Here is a 1,226-nt window from a genome sequence, read left to right as displayed (position 1 = left end):
GATGACAGCGTCAGTGTGGACGAAGACACCACCCTGAACAGCACGGTGGCGGGCAACGACAGCACCACCAGTGGCGGGACCCTGAGCTACGCGCTGGCCACCGACGCCAGCAACGGTAGCCTGACGCTCAACACCGACGGCAGCTTCACCTACACGCCGGCGGCCGACTATCACGGCGGTGACAGTTTTACCTACACGGTCACAGACAGCGTCAGTGGTGAGAGCGCGACTCGGACCGTCAGCCTGACCATTAACCCGGTCGACGATGCGGTCACCATGAGTGGCGACACCAGTGGCACCGGCAACGAAGATACCGTCATCAGCGGTATGCTGACGGCCAGCGATAGCGCCGACGGCCTGACTGACGGCACCTATTTCACGGTCTCGACGGACGCGACCAACGGAACGGCTTCGATCGACCCCGAAACCGGGCTGTGGAGTTACACGCCCAGTGCTGACTTTAACGGCAGCGACTCGTTTACCGTCACGGTCACCGACGATGATGGCTACACCGACACCCAGGTGATCAATGTCACCGTGACCCCGGTGGTCGACATTGTCGATGACAGCCTGATCACGAACGAAGAGACGGCGATCTCGGCCAACGTGCTGACCGGCACCAACGGCGCCAGCGCCGACGGCTTTGAGGGCACACCGACCCTGACCGGAGTGACCAACGGCAGTAACGGCTCGGTCAGCTTCCTGCCTGATGGCACGATCACCTACACGCCGGACGCAAACTTCAATGGCAACGACTCGTTCACCTACACCATTACGTCGGGTGGAGTGACCGAGACCGGGACCGTGAATGTCACGGTCAACGCCGTTACCGATCTGACGGCGCAGGACGACAGCGTCAGTGTCGATGAAGACACCACCCTGAACAGCACGGTGGCGGGCAACGACAGCACCACCAGTGGCGGAACGCTGAGTTACGCGCTGGCGACCGACGTCAGCAACGGCAGCCTGACGCTCAACACCGACGGCAGCTTCACCTACACGCCGGCGGCCGACTATCACGGCGCGGACAGTTTCACCTACACGGTCACGGACAGCGCCAGTGGTGAGAGTGCGACACAAACGGTCTCCATCACCGTCAACCCGATCAACGACACGGCGGTGTTCAGCGGCGATACCTCGGGCAGTGGTGATGAAGACACGGTGATCAGTGGCAGCCTGAGTGTTGCGGATACCGCCGATGGCATGACCAGCCCGAACTACACGGT

General features: G+C 62.1%; 1 protein-coding gene. It reads left to right on the top strand.

What is annotated here, in order from left to right:
- On the top strand, positions 1-1,226 hold a 1,226-nt coding region (locus K8I84_RS16870; RefSeq protein ID WP_223795938.1), incomplete at both ends, for an Ig-like domain-containing protein.

Source organism: Marinobacter sp. F4216 (assembly GCF_019931195.1).
Lineage (GTDB): Bacteria > Pseudomonadota > Gammaproteobacteria > Pseudomonadales > Oleiphilaceae > Marinobacter > Marinobacter suaedae.
Note: the sequence above shows the minus strand (reverse complement) of the source record. Positions and strands in the feature narration are given on the sequence as shown.